Source organism: Pseudomonas sp. GYB4201 (assembly GCF_056312595.1).
The window spans coordinates 65,503-89,195 of the sequence record NZ_JBWGIG010000001.1 but is presented as its reverse complement, the minus strand read 5'-3'; the positions used below and the strand labels follow the sequence as shown (position 1 = coordinate 89,195).

The following is a 23,693-nucleotide window of genomic DNA, read 5'->3' as shown; positions in this document are numbered from 1 at the left end:
CGATTGCCGGATGCCCTCTTGAGCCCACCTCAGCCCACTGCTTCGATCCGCCCCTCGGCCTGCCCGGGGTTGTTGCGCATCGTCCAGGCGCTGGATGGCGGCATCTGCCGCATCAAGCTGGCCGGTGGTGAACTGAGCGCCGACCAGGCGCGCGCCGTGGCCGATGCCGCCGAGCGCTTCGCCGGCGGCGTGATCGAGGCCACCAACCGCGCCAACCTGCAGATCCGAGGCATTCGCGGCTCGCACCCGGCCATGCTCGAAGGCCTGCTGGCCGCCGGGCTGGGGCCACGCAACAGCGACAGCAGTGGTGGCGACGACGTGCGCAACCTGATGCTCAGCCCCAGCGCCGGCATCGACCCGCAGATGCTGTTCGACACCCGCCCGCTGGCCGCGCAGATTCTCGACAGCCTGCAAAGCCGCGAGCGTCTGCATGAGCTGTCGGCCAAGTTCGCCGTGTTGCTGGACGGCGGCGAGGCCCTGGCCATGCACGAGCATGCCCATGACCTGTGGCTGGCGCCGGTGCAGCTGGACGGCGCCACCTGGCTGGGCTTCGGCCTGGCGGGCTGCCCGGGCCAGGCGCTGGCGGCGGTGCCGCTACACCAGGGCCATGACCTGGTGATGGCCGTGCTGGAGCGCTTCCTCGACCTGGCCAGCCCGCAGCAGACGCGCATGCGCCATGTGCTGGAGCACGTCAGCGCCCAGGCGTTCATTGCCCCGCTGGCCGTCACGATGCGCCTGGGGCCGTTCCCGGTGCCCAAGGCCGGCAGCGATTGCCTGGGCACTTATCCACAGCGCCAGGCTGGCAAAGTGTTCGTCGGCGCTGCGCCAGCCCTGGGCCGTCTTGATCCGCCGATGATGCGCGGGCTGGCGCGGCTGGCCGAGCAGTATGGCGACGGCAGCCTGCGCCTGACGCCCTGGCAAAGCCTGGTCATCCCCAACGTGGAGGAAGCCCCGGCGCTGACTGCCGACCTGCAGGCCCTGGGCCTGCTGTGCAGCGCCAGCGAGCCGCTGGCGCAACTGATCGCCTGCACCGGTAGCGATGGCTGCAAGAAGGGCCTGGCCGATACCAAGGCCGACGCCCGCCTGCTGGCCACCCTGCTGCCTGCCGCGCAAGCCGTGCACCTGAGTGGCTGCCCCCGATCCTGCGCCGCCGCCCACGTGGCGCCGGCCACCCTGCTGGCCACCTCGGCCGGCCATTACGACCTGTATCTGCGTGACGCCGGGCAACCGGGCTTCGGTGCCCTGCGCGCGCGCAATCTAGACCTGCACGCCGCCAGCGACCTGCTGGCACGCCTGCCCACGGAGCAACACCATGATTGATTACATCCGCGACGGTCAGGAGATCTATCGCAACTCCTTCGCCATTATTCGCGCGGAGGCGGACCTGAGCGGCATCCCCGCAGACCTGGAGAAACTCGCCGTGCGGGTCATCCACGCCTGCGGCCTGGTGGACGTGGTGCAGTACCTGCGCTTCTCGCCCGGTGCCGGCAAGGCCGGCCGTGACGCGCTGGCCAAGGGCGCGCCGATCCTCTGCGACGCGCGCATGGTGGCCGAGGGCATTACCCGCGCGCGCCTGCCCGCCAACAACGAAGTCATCTGCACCCTGCGCGACGCAAGCGTGCCTGCCATGGCCCAGGAACTGGGCAACACCCGCTCGGCGGTGGCCCTGGAGCTGTGGCGCCCGCACCTGGAAGGCGCGGTGGTGGTGATCGGCAACGCGCCGACTGCACTGTTCTACCTGCTGGAAATGATCGACGCCGGTGCGCCGAAGCCAGCGCTGATCCTCGGCTTCCCGGTGGGCTTCGTCGGCGCCGCCGAATCCAAGGCCATGCTCGCCGCTGACAGTCGTGGCATTCCCTTCGTCATCGTCGAAGGTCGTCGCGGCGGCAGCGCCATGGCCTCGGCTGCGGTCAATGCCCTGGCCACGGAGGTCGAATGATGCAGGCTCGCGGACGTTTGCTGGGCCTGGGCGTAGGCCCGGGCGACCCGGAACTGATCACGGTCAAGGCCCTGCGCCTGCTGCGTGAATCGCCGGTGGTGGCCTATTTCGTCGCCAAGGGCAAGAAGGGCAACGCCTTCGGCATCATCGAGGCGCACCTGCAACAGGCGCAGACCCTGCTGCCGCTGGTGTACCCGGTGACCACCGAGGTGCTGCCGGCGCCGCTGTCCTATGAACAGGTGATCAGCGACTTCTACGACACTGCCAGCCTGGACGTGGCCGCGCACCTGGACGCCGGCCGGGACGTGGCGGTGATCTGCGAAGGCGACCCGATGTTCTACGGCTCGTACATGTACCTGCACGACCGCCTCGCCGACCGCTATGAAGCCCAGGTCATTCCTGGCGTGTGCTCCATGCTCGGCGGCGCCTCGGTGCTGGGCGCGCCGCTGGTGTATCGCAACCAGAGCCTGTCGGTGCTGTCCGGCGTGCTGCCGGCCGACGAGCTCAAGCGCCGCCTGGCCGACGCCGACGCGGCGGTGATCATGAAGCTGGGGCGCAACTTCCCCAAGGTGCGTGAAGTGCTGGCCGAGCTGGGCCTGGCCGAGCGTGCGCTGTACGTGGAGCGCGCGACCATGGCCAACCAGAAGATCGTGCCTATCGATGAGGTGGACCCGACGTCGTCGCCGTACTTCTCGCTGATCATTGTTCCAGGCGAAAGGTGGCAGGGCTGATGAATTCCAATGCACCGGCCATCGTCATCCTCGGCAATGGCAGCCTGGCCACTGCGCGCCGCATCCAGCAGATCTACCCTGACGCCCTGATCCACGGCCTGGCCGCGCGGGTGGAAGGCGCGGACCGTGACTACCACGACTTTGGCGACACCCTGCGCCAGCTGTACCAGCAGGACACGCCGATCATCGCCCTGTGCGCTGCCGGTATCGTCATTCGCTGCCTGGCCAGCGTGCTGCTCGACAAGGGCGCCGAGCCGCCGGTACTGGCCGTGGCCGAGGACGGCAGCGCCGTGGTGCCGCTGCTCGGCGGCCTGGGCGGCGTCAACGTCATCGCCCGGCAGCTGGGCGCCGGGCTGGGGGTGGCCGCAGCCATCACCACCAGCGGCGAGCTGCGTTTCGGCACCTGTCTGCTCAACCCGCCCGCCGGCTACGCCCTGGCGGACCTGGAGCTGGGCAAGCGCTTCGTCAGCGACCTGCTGGCCGGCGAAAGCGTGCGCATCGAAGGCGCTGCGCCGTGGCTGGCCCAGGCGCACCTGCCTGAGGATGAGCACGCGCAGCTGGCCATTCACGTGGGCTGCACCGCGCGTGAGCCGGCGGCCAACGAGCTGCTGATCTACCCGAAAAACGTGCTGGTGGCCGTCGACGCCGGGCTGGCGGACATCGCCGCCAGCGTGCGTGCCGCGCTGCAACAGGCGCGCATCGCGCTGCCGTCGCTGGCCTGCCTGCTGGCCTGCGACACGCAGATGGCCAGCGCCGCCCTGCGTGACGCCGCCAGTGAACTGGGTGTGGCCCTGCGCTTCGCTGCGCCGGCAACCAGCGTCAGCGCCCTGGCCGAACAGGCCGTGCCGCAACTGCTGCCGGCGCTCAGCGTCAACCCGCAGTTGGCCATCGCCGTGGCCAAGCAGCCGCTGGACGTGGCCAGCATTGGCCGCGTGCGTGGCCGCCTGGCCGTGATCGGCCTGGGCCCTGGCGCTGCCGAGCTGATGGTGCCGGCGGTGAAGGCCGAGCTGGCGCGTGCCAACGACGTGCTCGGCTACGAGACCTACGTGCGCATGGCCGGCCCGTTCCGCCCTGACCAGGTGATGCACTGCACCGACAACCGCGAGGAAATGCAGCGCGCCCGGCATGCCTTCGAGCTGGCGGCCCAGGGCCGTTCAGTGGTGGTGGTGTCGTCCGGTGACCCGGGCGTGTTCGCCATGGCGGCGGCCGTGCTGGAAGCGCTGCACGAGTCCAGCGACAGCGCCTGGCACAACGTCGAGCTGGAGATCCTGCCGGGCGTCTCGGCCAGCCTGGCCACCGCCGCCCAGGCCGGCGCGCCGCTGGGGCATGACTTCTGCGTGATGTCGCTGTCGGACAACCTCAAGCCGTGGGACATCATCGAGAAGCGCCTGGACCTGGCCTGCCAGGCCGACCTGGCGCTGGCGTTCTACAACCCCATCTCGCGCTCGCGCCCCTGGCAGCTGGGCCGCGCCCTGGAAATCGTGCGCCTGCACCGCACCCCGGCCACACCGGTGGTGCTGGGCCGCGACATTGGCCGCCCGGGCCAGACCTTGCGCAACATCACCCTGGGTGAGCTGACACCTGAACAGGTGGACATGCGCACCATGGTGCTGGTGGGCTCTTCCACCACCTGTACCTTCCCCCGTGCGGAAGGTGGAAGTTGGGTGTACACGCCGCGCTGGTATCCCAACAAGCCAGCCTGAACATGTGCATGCAGGGGTAGCCACGCAAGGTCATTCACCGACACGTGGGCTACTGCTGCAGCCGGGCGTTTTTTCCCAATGCCGGTGCAGCGGATGCTGCCCTACCTTGTGCCCATCGGACCCCTGTCGGGTCCGCACACGCAAGGGATATGCGCATGAATGATTACAGAGCGGCAAACGAGCATCTGAGCCAACTTGCCGCGTACGACATCGGGGCCGGGGCGGACACCAACGAATCGGCGGCGGTGGTACAAAACGGCGTGATGTCCTTCGTCACCGGCATCGAGGCGGTGGCCAAGCAGGACGCGATGAACACTTACCTGTACGCAACCATGGTTGCGGACAAGAAAGTACCCTCGCGCGAAGGCAAGCAGTGGTTTACCTGGTTCTGCACGGTCATGAAGCAAAGCGGCTGGGTAGAGATCCGTTCCGACTACCGCCAGCATTCCAGCAAGAAACGCACCTTCACCCTGGAGGAAGTAGCCGTCGAGATCCTCAAGGGTGCGGTGGTTTCCGCCGCCATGTCGGGTGCGTCAGCCGTTGTTGCCCTGGACACTGCGCGCAAGGCCCTGGATGCCCTGGGCAAGAAGGACGGCCCGCTGAAGTTGTTCGATCGTTACGTGCGCAGCGATCGTGGTGGCAACCTGGGCTTGTCCAGTGCCCTGCAGACGCCTGAAGGCGACGTCATCCTCAACGTCGGCAGCCTGCACTACTCCACGGACACCAACGCCACCAGCGTGCTGTTCTCGAACTGGGACAGCGCAGACGTGCAGATTTACCAAGGCTCCAGCAGCTTCATCATGAATCGCCAGCTGATCTCGGTTTCTCGCCAGCTGATTGCCAATAAGCTTGCATCCAACTTGCTCAGCAAGATCGAAGAATACGACATCTGACCCCTTGCCTGGCGCAGGTTTGCGGGCCTGCGCCGGGTATCCGCGCAAGGAAGCTTTCCATGTCTGACCCCTATGAAGCCTGGCTGGATGGCGGGCAGTTGATTTGCATCGAAAAGGCCATGGCGCCCCTCGCCAAGGACGCGGTGCTCAAGTCCGCGCTGTATTTCCAGCTGTATGCATCGACCAAGGTCGAGCGCTTGAGTAATCCCCACGGTTGGTTCCACAAGTTCGAGGACGTCACGCGCAACTTCGGCTGGCAGGTGGTGGAGCGTGGCGAGTACGCGGCCAAACCCAAGGCGTTCGACCTTGCCGGCTTGTTCGTCGGTTTCGCCAGCCGTGGCACGGTGGCCAATGTCTCCGGCTTGCAGTGGTTGTTCGAGCGCCAGGCCAGCCACACCCCGCTGCCGGAATTGTTGCACTGGGCACGGCAGTCGCAAGTCGGCGACGACGTAGTATTGATGCTCGGCAACGCCCATGGCGATGGGCGCCTTGATACGCTGATGATCAACTTCAAGGTGGCTGGGGCGTCAATGGCTGACTTGCTTGGCAATGGTGTCGGGCAGTTGGCCCCACAGGGCGAAGTCAAACTCAGTTGGCTGTGCAGCGAGCCGCATCCGTTACTGTATCCACGGTTCCAGCCAGTGATCGAGCAACGTCTGGCCAAGCGTATCGACCAGGCCCCTGTGCGCGTCGATGCCAGCTTTGGGGCGAAAGAGACCGGCAATCATGATTGAGCCCGGCAGCAGCATCGTTCCCTTCGGCCCGGGATTGGGGCGCGATACTCGTGACGATATCTGCGATCTTCTGCTTTACGCGGAGGGTTTCGCCAGCCATGCCTACAGCCGGGAGCTGTATTGGAACAGCTGGCTGCATTATCACCAGCAGGTACTCCAGAAGCATTTTTGCAAGTCGCTAAGCGTTGTCAGCACCCCGACTCTGTTTATCCACGAGGTTTCCGAGCTTGACTCCATCAACCTGAACATCACCAGCTACGATGACCCGCAACGGTTATTCGAACTCGCTCGCCTGGTGCTGCAGACGTTAGGGATTCATGCATTTGCCGAGCGCTTCTTTCGGCAGGGCCAGGCGGGGGACCGAGTACTGTCCTGGCAGGTGGCCCCCTGCGAGATCAATGGGCGGGGGGAAATAATCCTGATGAACTTTGGCTTGTCGCTGCGCACGAAGATGGGCGAGCGAGCGGGCGGTAGCAGAGGGCCGCTGGACCGCGAGATCGTGTTGAAAATCAGCGGTGGCGTCTATGTATTCGATGCACACGGGTATGCAGCGTTTTACCGCCAGGAGGTACGCGATCTCCTGCGGGACAAGGCCTTGGGCCAGCTGGTGCGCATGGAGCTGTGAGCCATGGCGGTCAGGACACCAGGTAGCCCTTGATCCCGGTAAAGATGATCTGCGCCGCCAGGGCGCAGACGAACAGCCCCATCAACCGGCTGACGATCTGCAGGCCCTGTTCACCCAGCAGCCGTTCGATGCGGTTGGACAGGTAAAGCACCAGGCCTACGGTGGCGCTGGCCAGGGCGATGCTGAGGATGGCCATCAGCTTGTCGTCCCAGTGCGGCTGGCTGACGCCCATCACCAGCAGGGCGCCGATGGTGCCGGGGCCGACGGTGATGGGGATGGTCAGCGGCACGATGGTCACGTCCTGCTGCACGTTGTCGGTCTGCACCCCCGACTTGCCCTGGGCCATGCCCAGCGCCGAGATGAACAGCACGCTGCCGGCGCCGATGCGGAAGGCGTCGGCAGTGATGCCGAACACGCTGAAAATCACCCGGCCGAACAGGTACAGCAGCACGCTGGACACCAGCACCCCCAGTGCCACTTTCCAGGCCAGGCGCTTACGCTCCTTGAGCGAGTAGCCGCGTGACAGGCCGATGAAGCACGAGAGCACGAAGAATGGGCTGTAGAGCACTAGCATCTTGAGGTAAACGCTGAACAACGTCTGAAGCATGGGCCGGGCTCGTGCTGGGGTGGGCGATGGCAAAGTCTATAGCGCGCGCCGCCCAGCCACCACCCTTTGGTATTTCCCGTAGCAGGTGCCGAAGGCTGCGTCCCCGGTTCCACCGCAGCGCCCATGACGCGGCCTGGCGGCACGCTGCTACGAGGTATCATTGTCCTGCCTTGCGTACGTCCCGTAGCAGCTGCCGAAGGCTGCGTCCCCGGTTGCACCGCAGCGCCTGTGACGCGGCCTGGCGGCCGCTGCTACGGGGTATCATGGTCCTGCCTTGCGTACGTCCCGTAGCAGCTGCCGAAGGCTGCGTCCCCGGTTGCACCGCAGCGCCTGTGACGCGGCCTGGCGGCACGCTGCTACGGGGCATCATGGTCCTGCCTTGCGTACGCCCCGTAGCAGCTGCCGAAGGCTGCGTCCCCGGCTGCACCGCAGCGCCTGTGACGCGGCCTGGCGGCCGCTGCTACGGGGTATCATGGTCCTGCCTTGCGTACGTCCCGTAGCAGCTGCCGAAGGCTGCGTCCCCGGTTGCACCGCAGCGGCTGTGACGCGGCCTGGCGGCCGCTGCTACGAGGTATCATGGTCCTGCCTTGCGTACGCCCCGTAGCAGCTGCCGAAGGCTGCGTCCACGGGTTCACCGCGGTCCGGGGTATCAGGAATTGCTGGCCTGGTCCTGGCCCATTTCGCGCTGGGCTACCCAGTGCTCGATCAGCTCGCGCAACTGCGACAGTTCGATGGGCTTGGCCATGTGGCCGTCCATGCCGGCCTGGCGCGCGCGTTCCTTGTGTTCTGTGAGGATGTGCGCGGTCAGCGCTACCACCGGCGTGCGCTCGCGCTGGGTGCCCAGCTCCCAGTCGCGTAGCTGCTGGGTGGCGGAGAAGCCGTCGAGGATCGGCATTTCGCAGTCCATCAGCACCAGGTCGTAGCGCTGGGCCTTCATGGCACGCAGCGCCTCCTCGCCGTTGCTGGCGGTGTCGGGGGACAGGTTGAGCTTGCCCAGCATGCCGCGGATCACCTTGGTGGAAATGCTGTTGTCCTCGGCCACCAGGATGCGGAAGTCCGCCGGCACCGAAATCGCCGTCGCCGCCACCGACGGTAGCGGCGCCGGCTGGGCCGGGTGCTGGCCGCGCTGGGCCAGTTCGTCGGCCAGGGTAGTCTTGAGCGTGTAGCCGGCCACCGGCTTGGCCAGGATGCGCTTGACCCCGGCGTTGCGAGCGATGATCTTGCTCGGCGCGTTGCTGATGCCGGTGAGCATGATGATCAGGATGTCGTGGTTCAGGCTGGGGTCTTCCTTGATCTTCGCCGCCAACTGCATGCCGGTCATGCCGGGCATGTTCTGGTCCAGCAGCACCACGTCGAAATAGTCGCGCAGGTGGGCCTTGGTGCGCAGCAGGGCCAGGGCTTCCTTGCCCGACGGCACCGAGCTTACGTTCAGGCCCCAGGCGCCGCACTGCTGCACCAGCACCTTGCGGCAGGTGTCGTTGTCGTCCACTACCAGCACGCGGGCGCCGCGCAGCGGGCTGTCCAGGTCCAGGGTGGGGTGCTCCAGGCGCTCGGGGTCCAGCGGCAGGGTCAGCCACAGGGTGCTGCCTTGCTGGCTGCCGCTCTTGATGCCGAACTCGCCCTTCATCAGCAGGATCAGCTGGCGGGCGATGACCAGGCCCAGGTGGCCGCCCACCTCGTTGCCCGACAGCAGGTTCTTGCTGTGCAGCTCGCTGTGCAGCAACGCCTCGCGCTCGTCACGCGGGATAGGCACGCCGCTGTCCTGCACGGCGATGCGCAGGCGTGGTTCGCCGCTGCGCTGGTCCAGGGCCACCACCAGCAGGATCTCGCCCTCGTCGGTCTTCTTCAGGGCGTGATCGAGCAGGGCCAGCAGGGTCTGGCGCAGGCGCGTGGGGTCGCCGCTGATGACCTGCGGCACCTGGGGCTGGGTGAAGCTGATCAGCTCGACGTTCTGCTGCTCGGCCTTGGCGCGGAAGATGTTCAGGCAGTCCTCGATCAGCGCGCTGAGGTCGAACTGCACGTCGTCCAGTTCAATCTGCCCGGACTCGATCTTGGAGATGTCGAGGATCTCGTTGATCAGCGTCAGCAGCTCGTTGCCGGCGCTGTGGATCGTTTGCACATAGTCGCGCTGCTTGACCGACAACGGCGTGCCGAGCAGCAGCTCGGTCATGCCCAGCACGCCGTTCATGGGGGTGCGGATCTCGTGGCTGATGCGTGCCAGGAACTCGGCCTTGGCGTTGACCTCGGCGTTGCTGGCCGCCAGCTCGCGGCTGGCGCTGAAGCGGTCCTCGCTGATGAAGCGCAGGCGCTCGCTGAGGGCGGTGTTGAGCATCAGCCCGGTCAGCGCGCCCACCGCCATCAGCCCCAGCACCAGCCACTGCGGCGGGGTGCGGGTGAGCACCAGCAGGGCCGGCAGCACGATCAGCACGCCCAGGTTGAGCAACAGCATGGCGCAGGTGAACAGCCGTGCCGGGCGGTAGCCCTGCTGCCAGTGGTAGCCGGAGGTGAGCAGCATGCCCAGGCCGCCGACCACCATCATGGCGTAGGTGATGGAGTTGATCGGCAAGCCGTCCATCAGCAGCACCATCAGCCCGCTCAGGCCGATCAGCAGCTTGGCGGCGGTCAGCAGCCGGTCGATCAGTGGCGTGGAGCGCGGGGCGAAGAAGCGTTGGGTGAACATCAGGCAGCAGATGGCCGCCAGCATCAAGGTGACGAAGCTGCCGGTGGTGCGCAGCGAATGCCAGGTGTCGAACCAGGGGCCGCTGAGGTTGAGCAGGATGGCGGCGCTCAGGGTCAGCAGGGTCTCGGCGCCGGCCAGCCACAGGCTGCTGCTGGAGCGGCTGTAGGTGTAGCGGGCCAGGTTGTGGATGACCAGCATGCCCAGGCAGCCGAACAGCAGGCCCATGATCAGGGTCTGGCGCTGGTCGGCGGCGGCGCTGACGGCGGGCATCATGCTGACGCTGGGACGCAGTTGGTGCTCGGACGCCAGGCGCAGGTACAGGTCCAGCGGCTTCTGGCTGACCGGCACGGGCAGCAGGATGTCGGTGTTGGCGAACGACGGCTCGCCTCCGGGCCGCCCGGCGTCGTTGCGTTGCTGGCGGATGACGGTGTCGCCGTCCAGCACGTAGAAGTCCAGGTCGGCAAGGTCGGGGGCGTAGATGCGCAGCACCTGTTCATGGGCTGCGGGGGGCAAATGGTAGTGCAGCCACTGGGCGGCATTGGGGCCGCTGGGCACCAGCTGGCTGAGCTCGAGGGGGCTGAACTGGTTCTGGTAGCGGTCCGAGCGCACGTCGCTCAGTTGCAGGCGCGCGTGTTCATCGAGCAATACCGACCAGCCACTGCTGGACTCGGCAAAAGCCGGGTACGCGCAGAGCAGTGTCAGCACACTGACTATCGATGAAATGGCGATCCTGAGCCAGCGCACAGCGAAATCCCTTCGAAGGTTAATGACTGAGTATAACTATGCGCGGCGGAGAAAGCGTAGGGCTAGTGGTCGAACGGCCTGAAGTACCGGGGAAAACCCGGTACTTCAGGGGGAGGGCAGGGGGTTTTACTCGCCTTTTTCGCGGGCAATGGCGCGGTAGCCAATGTCGGTGCGGTAGAAGCAGCCGTCCCAGTCGATCTTGCCGGCCAGGGCGTAGGCCTGCTGCTGGGCTTCACCCACGGTGTTGCCCAGGGCGGTGGCGCACAGCACGCGGCCGCCAGCGGTCACTACCTGGCCGTCCTTCAGCGCGGTACCGGCGTGGAACACCTTGCCAGGCAGCTGGGCAGCGGCGTCCAGGCCACCGATGACGGCGCCCTTGGCGTAGTCACCCGGGTAGCCGCCAGCGGCCAGCACCACGCCCATGCTCGGGCGCGAGTCCCACTGGGCCTCGACCTTGTCCAGGGCCTGGGCCATGGCGGCTTCCACCAGCAGCACCAGGCTCGATTGCAGGCGCAGCATCACCGGTTGGGTTTCCGGGTCGCCGAAGCGGCAGTTGAACTCGATGACTTTCGGGTTGCCGGCCTTGTCGATCATCAGGCCTGCGTACAGGAAGCCGGTGTAGACGTTGCCTTCGGCCGCCATGCCATTGACGGTCGGCCAGATGACCTGGTCCATGACCTTCTGGTGCACATCGGCAGTCACCACGGGGGCTGGGGAGTAGGCACCCATGCCGCCGGTGTTCGGGCCGCTGTCGCCGTTGCCGACGCGCTTGTGGTCCTGGCTGGTGGCCATTGGCAGGACGTTCTTGCCGTCGACCATGACGATGAAGCTGGCTTCCTCGCCGTCCAGGAACTCTTCGATGACCACGCGCGAACCGGCGTCGCCGAAGGCGTTGCCTGCCAGCATGTCACGCACCGCGTCCTCGGCTTCAGCCAGGGTCATGGCGACGATCACGCCCTTGCCGGCGGCCAGGCCGTCAGCCTTGATCACGATCGGCGCGCCTTTCTCGCGCAGGTAGGCCAGCGCTGGCTCGATCTCGGTGAAGTTCTGGTATTCGGCAGTCGGGATCTTGTGGCGCGCCAGGAAGTCCTTGGCGAACGCCTTGGAGCCTTCCAGCTGGGCCGCGCCCTTGGTCGGGCCGAAGCAGTCCAGGCCGCGCGAGCGGAACAGGTCGACGACGCCAGCCACCAGCGGCACTTCCGGGCCGACGATGGTCAGGGCAACGTTCTTCTCGGCGAAGTCGGCCAGTTGCTCGATGGCCTGCACGTCGATGGCGACGTTTTCGCACTTGGCTTCAATGGCAGTGCCGGCGTTGCCGGGGGCCACGAAGACTTTCTCGACGCGTGGGTCCTGGGCAACTTTCCAGGCCAGGGCGTGTTCACGGCCGCCGCTGCCGATGATCAATACGTTCATAACAGGATTCTCTGGTTAGGCCGTAGCAGCTGCCGCAGGCTGCGTCCGGGGCGCACTGGGTGGCGCCTGCGGACGCGGCCTTGCGGCCGCTGCTACGGGGCCGTGATTAGTGGCGGAAGTGGCGCATGCCGGTGAACACCATGGCAATGCCGGCTTCGTCGGCAGCAGCAATGACTTCAGCGTCGCGCATCGAGCCGCCTGGCTGGATAACGGCAGTGATACCCACTTTGGCGGCGTTGTCGATGCCGTCACGGAACGGGAAGAACGCGTCCGAGGCCATGACCGAACCCTGCACCTGCAGGCCAGCGTGCTCGGCCTTGATGGCGGCGATGCGCGCGGAGTTGACGCGGCTCATCTGGCCGGCGCCGACGCCGATGGTCTGGCGGTTCTTGGCGTAGACGATGGCGTTGGACTTCACGTACTTGGCCACTTTCCAGGCGAAGATCAGGTCGTGGATCTCTTGCTCGGTTGGCGCGCGCTTGGTCACGACCTTCAGGTCGTCGGCGCTGATCATGCCGATGTCACGGCTCTGTACCAACAGGCCGCCGTTGACGCGCTTGTAGTCCCAGGCAGCGGCGCGGTCAGCCGACCACTCGCCGCAGGCCAGCAGGCGCACGTTGGCCTTGGCGGCAACGATGGCGCGGGCTTCGTCGCTGACCGACGGGGCGATGATCACTTCCACGAACTGACGGTCGACGATGGCCTTGGCGGTCTCGGCGTCCAGCTCGCGGTTGAAGGCGATAATGCCGCCGAACGCGGATTCGGTGTCGGTGGCGTAGGCCAGTTCGTAGGCCTGGCGGATGCCGCCTTCGGCGTCAGGGCTGACGGCCACGCCGCACGGGTTGGCGTGCTTGACGATGACGCAGGCAGGCTTGACGAAGCTCTTCACGCATTCCAGCGCAGCGTCGGTATCGGCGACGTTGTTGTAGGACAGTTCCTTGCCCTGCAGCTGGGTGGCGGTGGCGATGCCCACTTCGGCCGGCTTGGCTTCCTTGTAGAACGCCGCGCTCTGGTGCGGGTTCTCGCCGTAGCGCATTTCCTGGGCCTTGATGAACTGGCTGTTGAAGGTGCGCGGGAATTCGCTGCGGCCTTCGGTGCTCAGGGTCTCGGCGGCCTGGTCAACAGTGCCCATGTAGTTGGCGATCATGCCGTCGTAGGCGGCGGTGTGCTCGAACGCCTTCAGCATCAGGTCAAAGCGCTGGGCGTAGGTCAGGCCGCCGGCTTTCAGGCCTTCCAGCACCTGGCCGTAGTCGCTGGCGTTGACCACGATGGCCACGTCTTTGTGGTTCTTGGCAGCGGAGCGGACCATGGTCGGGCCACCGATGTCGATGTTCTCGATGGCGGTCGGCAGGTCGCAGCCTGGCTTGCTGATGGTGGCTTCAAACGGGTAGAGGTTGACCGCGACCAGGTCGATCGGCTTGATGCCGTGCTCGCTCATGATGGCGTCGTCGATGCCGCGACGGCCCAGGATGCCGCCGTGGATTTTCGGGTGCAGGGTTTTCACCCGGCCGTCCATCATTTCGGCAAAACCTGTGTAATCCGCCACTTCCACTGCGGCAACGCCGTTGTCCGCAAGCAGCTTGAAGGTACCGCCGGTGGACAGGATCTCGACGCCCAGGGCTTCGAGTTCACGGGCGAATTCAAGGATACCGGTCTTGTCGGAGACGCTGATCAAAGCGCGGCGGACGGGCAGGCGGGTAGTCTGGTCGGTCATTTCAATTTCCGTCTAAAGCAGAGGAGTCAGCAAAAAAGGCGACCCTGGACAGGTCGCCTTTTCTGGTTTGAATGCATGCTTACAGCAGATCGTATTGCTTGAGCTTCTTGCGCAAGGTACCGCGATTCAGGCCCAGCATCTCACTGGCCTTGGTCTGGTTGCCCTTGACGTAATTCATCACGCTTTCGAGCAAGGGGGCCTCGACTTCGGAAAGCACCAGGTTGTACACGTCAGTGACGGCAGCGCCCTCAAGATGGGCGAAATAATTGTGCAGCGCCTTCTCGACGCTGCCACGAAGGGTCTGACCCTCTTCGCTGGGCGTGTTGAGGTGCTGTTTCAAGTTGACGTTGTCGCTCACGGGCGTTGTTCCACTCACTAAAGTCTCGGTCATCATCGTCATGCGGCCACCCCCTGTCCGTCCCCTTTCACAGGGCTCTCGTTACATTCGCTGAGGAACCGGCGAACGTTGGCGCACTGCGCTTCCGTATCTTCCAAACGATTGAACTGGGCGCGAAATTCCTTGGCGCCCGGCAAGGTTGCCAGGTACCACCCGACGTGCTTGCGGGCGATTCGAACGCCCATCACATCGCCATAGAAGGCGTGCAGCGCAGCCAGGTGCTCCAGCAGAATCTGTTCCACTTCACTCAATTGCGGCGCCGGCAGCAGTTCGCCGGTACGCAGGTAATGCTCGGTCTCGCGAAAGATCCACGGCCGCCCCTGGGCGGCCCGGCCAATCAGCAGGCCGTCGGCGCCGGTGGCGTCGAGGACCTGCCGGGCCTTTTGCGGCGAGGTGATGTCGCCATTGGCAAAGACCGGGATCGACACCGCCTGCTTGATGGCAGCGATGGTGTCGTACTCGGCTTCACCGGTATACAGGTCGGCGCGTGTGCGCCCGTGCACCGACAAGGCGCTGATGCCTGCCTGTTCGGCAATGCGTGCAACCGTGATGCCATTCTTGTTCGCCCGGTCCCAGCCGGTACGAATCTTCAAGGTGACCGGCACCTCGACGGCGGCTACCACGGCGTGCAGGATTTCCTGCACCAGTGCCTCGTCTTTCAGTAAAGCGGAACCTGCCGCCTTGTTGCAGACTTTCTTCGCCGGGCAGCCCATGTTGATGTCGATGATCTGGGCGCCCATCTCGACGTTGGCCCGGGCGGCCGCTGCCAGCATCTGCGCGTCACCGCCGGCGATCTGTACCGAGCGGGGCTCGGGATCACCTTCGTGAATCATGCGCAGGCGCGACTTGCGGCTGTTCCACAGGCTCATGTCGCTGGTGACCATTTCCGAGACCACCAGGCCTGCCCCCATCCGTCGGCAAAGTTGACGGAAGGGTTGGTCCGTGACCCCTGCCATCGGGGCAAGGATCAGGGCGTTGTTCAATGTATATGGGCCGATGCGTACCGCCGACATAGGTGTTCCCTGTTGTGGGGCCGGATCATTAGAGTTCGAAAAAGGGTGGGCATAATACCCGCTCTCGGTGACCGGATAAAGATCGTTTTGGATAAAATCTGAACAACTATTGGCTTATGCCGGGTGGTTTGGTTGTTGCGCGACGGTCGGCGTGGCGGCCGGACGCCGCCTGCGGCAGCTGCTACGGGCGGCGTTGGGGGTCACTCCGGGGAACGGAAGCTGAGGCTATAGTTCACGGCTTTCGGGCCCGGATCGAGGATATCGAGGGAGATATGGATCGGCGTCTGCGGCGGCATCTCGTCCTGGCCGGCCAGCTCGCCCGACAGGTACTCGCCGGGCTTGAACCGACGACTGGCGATCAGGTGGCCGTTGAGGTCGGCGAAGCGCAGCTCCAGCAGCGGGAACGGCTGGGAGAATGCCGCGCGGTTGTAGATGATCGCATCCACCACCAGCGCGCCATTGAAGTCCGGGTGGCTGCGCACCACCAGGTTGCTGCTCTTGATCTTGTCGATGTCGACCTTGGACGGCACCGTGCAGCCGACGCTCGGGCACAGCTGCTGGAACCACGGGCGGTACTGGTCCTGGCGGGCCAGCTCGTCGAAGTGGTACCAGACGTACTGCCCGGCCAGCGCCGCGGCGGCGACCAGGGTCAGGGCCAGCCACAGCAGGCGCTTGCCCCAGGGCGTGCGGCGCTTCTGCCAGTCCAGTTGCAGCGGGTCGTCCACCAGGTCCAGCAGCGGCGCGTCGCGCAGGTTCGGCTCGCTGCGCTCGTGCTTCTGCTTGCCCTGGCGCACCGGGGCTTCGCGAGGCTCGTCGTCCTCGTCGTCGGCATCCAGTGCGGACAGGCGCTGGCTGGCCGGCACGTCATCGTCGGCATGCAGGGCGCCAATGCCCGGCTCGCTGGCCTCGATGGGCGCCAGGGTCAACGAAGGCTCGGTACGCGCCTCAGGGGCGGCAGGGGCTTCGTCCAGCGGCGGGTCGCGCTCGATGATCGGCGGTGCCGGGTCGTCCTCGTGCAGCTCTTCCTCGTCGGCGTGGGTGCCGAACGGCTGGTCGTGCCACTCGTCCAACGCTTCGTCGCGGCTGGCGCTGAAGGACTCTTCCCGGCCCGGCTGGTCGCGGAAGGCCTTGGCCGGCTGGATTTCGCGCTGTTCCAGGCGTGCCAGTTCGCCGTCCAGGTCCAGCTTGTCCAGGTCCAGTTCGTTGGCTGACCACTCGCGCAGGCTGATAGGCGTGGCACGCCGCTCCGGGGCCGCAGGGGCCGGTTCGGGGGCGGCGGGCTGCTGCTTGCCGGTGCTTTGCTCCAGCAGCTGGCGGGCAGCGTTGAACACCTGCAGGCAGGCGCCGCAACGCACAACCCCGCGGGCCACACTCAACTGATTGTGGCTGACGCGGAAGCTGGTCTGGCAATGGGGGCACTGGGTGACGAAACTGTCGGTCATGCGCGGATCCGGTTTATGCAGACAGGCATTCTAGGCCGTCTCAGCGGCGGCGACCACTGATGCGTACCCAGCCATCGCGGTTGGCGATAGGGTCCAGGTCGAAGTCGGCGGCGTAGGCGGCAGCCACTTCCTCGCCCTGTTCGGCGAGGATGCCCGACAGCGCCAGGCGGCCACCGCTCTTCACCAGGGTGCTCAGTTGCGGCGCCAGCGACACCAGTGGGCCGGCCAGGATATTCGCCACCAGCACGTCGGCCTGCACTTGCGGCAGGTCTTCAGGCAGGTACAGCGGGAATTTCTCCTCGGCCACGCCGTTGCGCCCGGCGTTTTCACGCGAGGCTTCGAGCGCCTGCACGTCGATGTCGGTGCCCACGGCATGCTCGGCGCCCAGCAGCAGCGCGGCGATGGCCAGGATGCCCGAGCCGCAGCCGAAGTCCAGCACGTTGCAGCCGGCCAGGTCCTGGCCGTCCAGCCATTCCAGGCACAGCGCGGTGGTGGGGTGGGTGCCGGTGCCGAAGGCCAGGCCCGGGTCCAGCAGCAGGTTCACCGCGCCAGGCTCGGGGGCCGCGTGCCAGCTTGGCACGATCCACAGGCGCTGGCCGAAACGCATGGGGTGGAAGTTGTCCATCCAGCTGCGTTCCCAGTCCTGGTCCTCGATGACTTCGGCGTGGTGCTCGGGCAGCGGCGCGTCGGTCAGCAGTTGCAGGTGGGCGAACACGCTGGCCGGCTCCGCGTCGGCTTCGAACAGCGCCAGCAGGTGGGTGTGGGTCCACAGCGGCGTGGTGTTCAGCTCTGGCTCGAAGATAGGCTGGTCTTCGGCGTCCATGAAGGTGACCGAAACGGCGCCGACTTCCAGCAGGGCGTCTTCGTAGGTTTCGGCTTGTTCTGGGCTGATGGCCAGACGGACTTGTAGCCAGGGCATGGCGGGTACCTTTGGAATCGGGAACTAAAGCGGGGCAGTTTACTAGAGCGCGCAGGCAAAAGCTGTGCCTCGCTGAAAATCTCCGGGGCACAGGCTGGCCAGCGCAGCCTGGCGGCAGCGGCTACAGATTTCGCGTAGCAGCTGCCGCAGGCTGCGTCGGCGGCGCCCGGGGCGCAGGCAATAAAAAACCGGCCACTGGGGCCGGTTTCTGGTGCAGCTATCTACAACCGTGGATCACTTCTGGGCAGCCAGCTTGTGTTCCAGGTAGTGGATGTTCACGCCACCCTTGCAGAAGCCTTCGTCGCGAGTCAGGTCGCGGTGCAGCGGGATGTTGGTCTTGATCCCGTCCACCACGATCTCGTCCAGGGCGTTGCGCATGCGCGCCATGGCTTCGTCGCGGTCCTTGCCGTAGGTGATCAGCTTGCCGATCAGCGAATCGTAGTTCGGCGGAACGGCATAACCACTGTACAGGTGCGAATCGACGCGAACGCCGTTGCCGCCTGGGGCGTGGAAGTGCTTGACCGTGCCTGGGCTAGGAATGAAGTTCTTCGGGTCTTCGGCGTTGATACGGCATTCCAGCGAGTGACCGCGGATAACCACGTCATCCTGGGTGAACGACAATGGGTTGCCGGCCGCGATGCTCAACATCTCCTTGACGATGTCGATACCGGTGACCATTTCCGAAACCGGGTGCTCTACCTGGACGCGGGTGTTCATTTCGATGAAATAGAACGCGCCGTTCTCGTACAGGAACTCGAAAGTACCGGCACCACGGTAGCCGATGTCGATGCACGCCTTGACGCAGCGGGCGAAGACCATCTGCCGGGCTTCTTCGTCGATGCCCGGGGCCGGCGCTTCTTCCAGCACCTTCTGGTGACGGCGCTGCAGCGAGCAGTCGCGGTCGCCCAGGTGCACGGCGTGGCCCTGGCCGTCGGACAGCACCTGAACTTCCACGTGGCGTGGGTTGGTCAGGAACTTCTCCAGGTACACCATCGGGTTGCCGAACGCAGCACCGGCTTCGGTACGGGTCAGCTTGGCCGAGGCGATCAGGTCTTCTTCCTTGTGCACCACGCGCATGCCGCGACCACCACCGCCACCGGCGGCCTTGATGATCACCGGGTAGCCGACTTCACGGCCGATGCGCAGGGCTTCTTCCTCGTCTTCCGGCAGCGGGCCGTCGGAACCTGGAACGGTAGGAACGCCAGCTTCGATCATGGCGTGCTTGGCCGATACCTTGTCGCCCATCAGGCGAATGGTGTCGGCTTTCGGGCCGATGAAGGCGAAACCGGATTTCTCCACCTGTTCGGCGAAGTCGGCGTTTTCAGCCAGGAAGCCGTAGCCTGGGTGAATGGCGGTGGCGCCAGTCACTTCGGCGGCCGCGATGATCGCCGGGATGTGCAGGTAGGATTGCGCAGCCGGTGCCGGACCGATGCAAACGGACTCGTCTGCCAGGCCCAGGTGCATCAGCTCCTTGTCGGCCTTGGAGTAGACGGCAACAGTCTTGATGCCCAGTTCCTTGCAGGCACGCAGGATCCGCAGGGCGATTTCGCCGCGGTTGGCAATCAGGACTTTTTCCAATTTCGCAGGTTGGGACATCGTTGGCTCTCCGCGATTCAAACGATGGTGAACAGCGGCTGGTCGAACTCAACCGGCTGGCCGTCTTCCACGAGGATCGATTCGATCACACCGCTGGTTTCAGCTTCGATGTGGTTCATCATCTTCATCGCTTCGACGATGCACAGGGTGTCGCCTTTCTTCACGGTCTGGCCGACTTCAACGAAGGCTGGCGAGGCTGGCGAAGCCTTGCGGTAGAAGGTACCGACCATTGGCGAACGGGCAACGGTGCCGTTCAGCTTCGGTGCAGCGGCTGGCGCGTCGGCGGCAGCGGCGGCTGGAGCAGCGGCAGCCGGGGCGGCTACTGGCGCGGCAACCGGGGCTGGCGCGTAGTACTGCTGGGCCGGGGTCTTGCTGTGGCGGCTGATCCGTACGGATTCTTCGCCTTCACGGATTTCCAGCTCGTCGATACCGGATTCTTCCAGCAGCTCGATCAGTTTCTTTACTTTGCGAATATCCATTAATCATCAACTCCCAAGGGTCGGTCAGGGGCGTTCAGGTAGTGTTTCAAGCAGTTCCAGGGCGACCTCCCAGCCAGTCTGCGTGTGCGCTGGCGCCAAGGTCGCTGATCACCCCGGTGGCCGTGAGGCCGTGCCGGGGCGATGGCAAAGATTTCTACGAATGGCCTGTCGGACAATCGCACGTCGAAGAGTGGGATGCTCACTCTTGGCGGCGCGTCACGTTTTGCGTTGATACCAAGGGCAACTCAAGCGAAAACCGGTGGATCATCTTCATTCGCGGGCTCCCTGCATGGGCCAGGTGGTGCTGGCGGGGTGACTATGCCGCAACGGGGCAACGACTGTCCAGTCAAGCACAATAGCCAGCACGTTGCCCGATGTTCGCCTGAAATTTGTGACTAAATTGCTATTGACGGTCATTTAGGCCGGAATTGCTCCGGCCTGGCGGGTCATGGCGTCTTTTTGCCGTCGGCGATGGCGATCTTGCCAACGAAATCGGCGGCATTGATCTCGCCGATCACCTTGGCCTCGTGGATTTCGTCGCCGTTGGCGGCAAAGAACATCAGCGCAGGGGGGCCGAACAGCTTGTAGCGGTCCAGCAGGGCGCGTTGTTCGGCGTTGCTGTCGGTGACATCGAAACGCACCTGCTGGTAGCCGGCCAGGCGCGCTTTCACCTCGGGGTCGGTGAGCACCTCGTGCTCGATGACCTTGCAGCTGATGCACCAGTCGGCGTACCAGTCCAGCACCAGTGGCTTGCCGGCCTGTTTGGCCGCGGCCAGGGCCTGGTCCAGTTGCGCCGGGGTGGTGACCGTCTGCCACGTGCTGGCAGCTGCAGTGGCGGCAATGGCATTCGCCGGCGCCGGCAGGGGCCGCAGCGGATCACCCTGGCCGCTGAGCGCGCCGTACCAGCAGGCCAGGCCGTACACCAGCAACAGCAGGCCCAGCAGTTGCGCCAGGCGCTGGCGCGGCGCCTTGTAGACAAATTCCAGGGCGCCCAGGAACAGGCCGACGCCGACCGCCAGCAGGCCCACCAGCACCAGCGTGACCGGGCCTGGCAGCACGCGGCTGAGCAGGCCGATGGCCAGGCCCAGCAGCAGCACGCCAATGGCGTTCTTGACCACCACCAGCCACGGCCCGCTTTTCGGCAGCCAGGTGACGCCGCCAATGGCCACCAGCATCAGCGGAATGCCCATGCCCAGGCCCAGGGCGAACAGTTTCAAGGCGCCACCCAAGGCATCGCCGGTGGTGCTGATGTACAGCAGCGCGCCGGCCAGCGGCGCCGATACGCAAGGCGAGACCAGCAGGCTGGAGAGCACGCCCATCACCGCCGCACCCCACAGCGAACCGCCCTGGGTGTTGCCGGCAATGCGGTCCAGTCGGTGGGTGAGGGCGGCCGGCAGCTTGAGCTCGAACACGCCGAACATCGAAACCGCGAACAGCACGAAGAACAGTGCGAACGGCCCCAGCACCCAGGCCGACTGCAGGCGCGCCTGCAGGTTGAGGCCGGCGCCGAACAGGCCCATCAGTGCGCCCAGCAGGGCGAAGCACAGGGCCATGGGCAGCACGTAGGCCAGCGCCAGGCTGTAGCGGCGCAGGCGGCTGGTCTGCCCGCGCATTACCACGGCCGAGAGAATCGGCAGCATGGGCAGCACGCAGGGGGTGAAGGTCAGGCCGATGCCGCCCAGCAGGTACAGCAGCAGTTCCTTCCAGTCCCAGCCCTTGGCCGGGGTGCTGGCAGGAGCCGCGGCGGTCGCGCTGGCGCCGCCGTCGATGGCCAGTTTCTCGGTTTCCGGCGGGTAGCACAGGCCCTTGTCGGCGCAGCCCTGGTAGGTCACGGCCAGGGTGAAGGGGCGGGTGTCCTTGGGGTCGCGGGGCAGGGTGATCTCGACGATGCCGTGGTACACCTCGACGTCGCCGAAGTACTCGTCGTGTTTCTTCTCGCCGTCGGGGATCTGCGGCGCGCCCAGCTTGATGTCGGCAGGCGTGGGCTTGAACGCGAAGCGGTGGCGGTACAGGTAGTAGCCATCGGTGGCCACGAACTGCAGGGTAATGGCCTCTGGCGTGGTTTTACTGAGGTTGAGCTGGAACGCCTGGTGCACCGGCAGGAAGTCGCTGCTGTTGTTCAGGGCACTGCCCAGGGTGGCGCTGGGGCGGCTGTCCAGCAGGCTGGCGCCCATGGCGGGCAGGGTCAGCACCAGTAACAGGAGGCAAAGCAGGCGGCGCATGGCAATCTCGCAACACAAAAGTCTGCGCATCATAGCCCAGCGAGGGTGGGCGTGCAGGTGACAGGGTTGTTACCTGCCGTGTCGCAGCTCGTTACGAAATCGTTTGCACGTGGTTGCGGCCGGCGCCCTTGGCGCGGTACAGCGCCTCGTCCGCCTGGGCGGCCATGCTCAGGCTGTCGCTGTCGGCAGCCATCTGCACCACGCCGGCGCTGAAGGTGCAGCGCAGGTCCTGGGGCTGCGCCGGGTAGTGGATCTCGGCGAAGCGCTGGCGGATTTCGTCCAGCACGTCGTGGGCGGCGGCAAGGTCAGTGTCAGGCATGACGATGGCGAATTCCTCGCCGCCGTAGCGGCCGATGAAGTCGGTCTTGCGCAACCGTTGCTTGAGGAACAGCGCCAGGCTCTTGATCACCCGGTCGCCCATGGGGTGGCCGTGGCTGTCGTTGACCTTCTTGAAATGGTCGATGTCGAGCATGGCGAAGCTCAGCGGCTTGGCCTCGCGGCGTGCGCGGAAGGCGCAGTCCTCCAGCAATTGCAGGATATGCGTGTGGTTGTACAGCCCGGTGAGGCTGTCGCGCACCATCCGCGACTTCAGGTTGCGCGCCCGCGAGGCGCGGTTGCGCACGGTGGTGATCAGGTGCCGCGAGCGAATGGGCTTGGTCAGGAAGTCGTCACCACCCTCGCTCATGGCGTCCAGCTGCTTGTCCAGGTCATCCTCGGCCGACAGGTAGATGATCGGCACGCTGACGTAACGGTCGTTGTGGCGGATCACCTTGGCCAGCTCCGGGCCGGTGCAGGCAGGCATGTACAGGTCGAGGATGATCAGGTCGGGCTGGAAATCGGCCAGCTCGGCCATGGCGCCGATGGGGTCGGTGAGGGTGCGGGTGACAATGCCGGCGCCGTTGAGCAGGCGTTCGGTGTACATGGCCTGGGCCCGGGAGTCGTCGATGACCAGCACCTTGAACGGCTCGTACTGGGCCACGCAGGTCAGGGACTCGATCTTCTCCAGCAGGCTGGAGGCCTCCAGCGCGCCGGTCAGGAACTCCTGGCCACCGGCGCGCACGGCGGCCAGGCGGGTAGGGGTGTCGGTGTCCAGCAGGCTGAAGAACAACAGCGGCAGCCTCGGCTCCTGGCCTTCCTGGGCCTGGGCCGCCAGCTGCAGGCCAACGCCACAGCCACCGAAGTCCACGTCCATGACGATGGCCGCCGGCGTGCACTCCTGCATCGAGGCCTGGAACGCCGCCGCGCTGTCGAGGGCCTGGGCGTGCAGGCCGAAGAATTCCAGCTGCGTGGCCAGCCGCTCGCCGCGTTCGGCATCCTGCAGCAGCACATACACCGGCTTGCGCAGCGGCGGCAGCAGTGTGTGGTCCAGCTCGTCGCCATGGCGCAGGCCGGTGCGCGACAGGCGCTGCATCAGGCGGTTGAGCTCGTGGATCAGTTCGCTGCTCAGGCGCCCGCGGTTGTCTTCCACGGCCAACAGGGCCTGGTTGAGGCTGCGGGCGATGGTGATGTGCTCGGGTTGCTCAAAGCGTTCGGCGAAGCGCAGCAGCCGCAGGTTGGCCTCGTTCAGCTCGCACAGGTCTTCGCTGGACCACTCGCTGCGCTGCAGGCGCTGCCAGACTTCCAGGATCTGCCGGGCCTGATGGATGACCCGCTGGGCAAAGTGATGCTTGAGGCGTTCGCGGCCGGGATCGTCTGCTTCGGTCATGTCCTGACTACTTATTGGGGGTGCTGCGACTCGATAGTGGCTCTATGCTAGCACTCATTTCCTTTCACGCGACTGTCATCCGGAAAATAACCCTTCAGTTTGTGTATTCATTTAATGACTGGCTAGTCGCTTATGCC

General features: G+C 65.6%; 19 protein-coding genes. 7 read left to right on the top strand and 12 right to left on the bottom strand.

The window, feature by feature from the left end:
• The first annotated feature begins 18 nt into the window (after window positions 1-18).
• The 7 genes from cobG (at window position 19) to AC0Z2B_RS00390 (ending at window position 6,625) form a co-directional block, all read left to right on the top strand.
• Window positions 19-1,320, top strand: a complete 1,302-nt coding sequence (cobG, locus tag AC0Z2B_RS00420) for a precorrin-3B synthase (RefSeq protein ID WP_476294735.1) — start codon at window positions 19-21, stop codon at window positions 1,318-1,320.
• Complete coding sequence (locus tag AC0Z2B_RS00415) at window positions 1,313-1,939, top strand: precorrin-8X methylmutase (RefSeq protein ID WP_476294734.1); 627 nt, start codon at window positions 1,313-1,315, stop codon at window positions 1,937-1,939. The genes cobG and AC0Z2B_RS00415 overlap by 8 nt, the downstream gene beginning before the upstream one ends.
• Window positions 1,936-2,670: a precorrin-2 C(20)-methyltransferase gene (locus AC0Z2B_RS00410; protein WP_476294733.1), complete on the top strand. Its 735-nt coding sequence runs from the start codon at window positions 1,936-1,938 to the stop codon at window positions 2,668-2,670. Before AC0Z2B_RS00415 ends, AC0Z2B_RS00410 begins: the two co-directional genes overlap by 4 nt.
• Window positions 2,670-4,373: a precorrin-3B C(17)-methyltransferase gene (cobJ, locus tag AC0Z2B_RS00405; RefSeq protein ID WP_476294732.1), complete on the top strand. Its 1,704-nt coding sequence runs from the start codon at window positions 2,670-2,672 to the stop codon at window positions 4,371-4,373. The genes AC0Z2B_RS00410 and cobJ overlap by 1 nt, the downstream gene beginning before the upstream one ends.
• A 155-nt stretch (window positions 4,374-4,528) precedes the next feature.
• Window positions 4,529-5,266: a hypothetical protein gene (locus AC0Z2B_RS00400; protein WP_476294731.1), complete on the top strand. Its 738-nt coding sequence runs from the start codon at window positions 4,529-4,531 to the stop codon at window positions 5,264-5,266.
• 59 nt (window positions 5,267-5,325) lie between these two features.
• Window positions 5,326-6,000, top strand: coding sequence for a hypothetical protein (locus tag AC0Z2B_RS00395; protein WP_476294730.1), 675 nt, complete (start codon window positions 5,326-5,328; stop codon window positions 5,998-6,000).
• A complete protein-coding gene (locus AC0Z2B_RS00390) occupies window positions 5,993-6,625 on the top strand; it encodes a hypothetical protein (protein ID WP_476294729.1) in 633 nt (210 codons plus the stop codon). Before AC0Z2B_RS00395 ends, AC0Z2B_RS00390 begins: the two co-directional genes overlap by 8 nt.
• A 10-nt stretch (window positions 6,626-6,635) precedes the next feature.
• Here the strand turns inward: AC0Z2B_RS00390 and AC0Z2B_RS00385 are convergent, their stop codons facing one another.
• The 12 genes from AC0Z2B_RS00385 to AC0Z2B_RS00330 all read right to left on the bottom strand — a co-directional run bounded on the left by AC0Z2B_RS00385 (window position 6,636) and on the right by AC0Z2B_RS00330 (window position 23,556).
• Window positions 6,636-7,232: a MarC family protein gene (locus AC0Z2B_RS00385; RefSeq protein WP_416422221.1), complete on the bottom strand. Its 597-nt coding sequence runs from the start codon at window positions 7,230-7,232 to the stop codon at window positions 6,636-6,638.
• Window positions 7,233-7,881: 649 nt separating this feature from the next.
• Complete coding sequence (locus AC0Z2B_RS00380; RefSeq protein WP_476294728.1) at window positions 7,882-10,656, bottom strand: response regulator; 2,775 nt, start codon at window positions 10,654-10,656, stop codon at window positions 7,882-7,884.
• Between the two features lie 126 nt (window positions 10,657-10,782).
• The gene (gene purD, locus AC0Z2B_RS00375) at window positions 10,783-12,069 is read right to left on the bottom strand and encodes a phosphoribosylamine--glycine ligase (RefSeq protein WP_416422223.1); all 1,287 of its coding nucleotides are present in this window, start codon (window positions 12,067-12,069) and stop codon (window positions 10,783-10,785) included.
• Between the two features lie 106 nt (window positions 12,070-12,175).
• The gene (purH, locus tag AC0Z2B_RS00370; protein ID WP_476294727.1) at window positions 12,176-13,783 is read right to left on the bottom strand and encodes a bifunctional phosphoribosylaminoimidazolecarboxamide formyltransferase/IMP cyclohydrolase; all 1,608 of its coding nucleotides are present in this window, start codon (window positions 13,781-13,783) and stop codon (window positions 12,176-12,178) included.
• Window positions 13,784-13,862: 79 nt separating this feature from the next.
• The gene (gene fis, locus AC0Z2B_RS00365; RefSeq protein WP_008368706.1) at window positions 13,863-14,183 is read right to left on the bottom strand and encodes a DNA-binding transcriptional regulator Fis; all 321 of its coding nucleotides are present in this window, start codon (window positions 14,181-14,183) and stop codon (window positions 13,863-13,865) included.
• A complete protein-coding gene (gene dusB, locus AC0Z2B_RS00360; RefSeq protein ID WP_455924176.1) occupies window positions 14,180-15,193 on the bottom strand; it encodes a tRNA dihydrouridine synthase DusB in 1,014 nt (337 codons plus the stop codon). Before dusB ends, fis begins: the two co-directional genes overlap by 4 nt.
• Window positions 15,194-15,393: 200 nt before the next feature.
• Complete coding sequence (locus tag AC0Z2B_RS00355) at window positions 15,394-16,635, bottom strand: DUF3426 domain-containing protein (protein ID WP_476294726.1); 1,242 nt, start codon at window positions 16,633-16,635, stop codon at window positions 15,394-15,396.
• 40 nt (window positions 16,636-16,675) lie between these two features.
• A complete protein-coding gene (gene prmA / locus AC0Z2B_RS00350) occupies window positions 16,676-17,554 on the bottom strand; it encodes a 50S ribosomal protein L11 methyltransferase (RefSeq protein ID WP_476294725.1) in 879 nt (292 codons plus the stop codon).
• 234 nt (window positions 17,555-17,788) lie between these two features.
• A complete protein-coding gene (gene accC, locus AC0Z2B_RS00345; RefSeq protein ID WP_027979640.1) occupies window positions 17,789-19,150 on the bottom strand; it encodes an acetyl-CoA carboxylase biotin carboxylase subunit in 1,362 nt (453 codons plus the stop codon).
• 17 nt (window positions 19,151-19,167) lie between these two features.
• Window positions 19,168-19,629: an acetyl-CoA carboxylase biotin carboxyl carrier protein gene (accB, locus tag AC0Z2B_RS00340; protein ID WP_473005232.1), complete on the bottom strand. Its 462-nt coding sequence runs from the start codon at window positions 19,627-19,629 to the stop codon at window positions 19,168-19,170.
• A 446-nt stretch (window positions 19,630-20,075) separates the two neighbouring features.
• A complete protein-coding gene (dsbD, locus tag AC0Z2B_RS00335) occupies window positions 20,076-21,851 on the bottom strand; it encodes a protein-disulfide reductase DsbD (RefSeq protein WP_476294724.1) in 1,776 nt (591 codons plus the stop codon).
• Window positions 21,852-21,942: 91 nt separating this feature from the next.
• Window positions 21,943-23,556 carry a diguanylate cyclase gene (locus AC0Z2B_RS00330; RefSeq protein ID WP_476294723.1) on the bottom strand — a complete coding sequence of 538 codons (1,614 nt, stop codon included), beginning with the start codon at window positions 23,554-23,556 and terminating at the stop codon, window positions 21,943-21,945.
• Window positions 23,557-23,693: the final 137 nt, after the last annotated feature.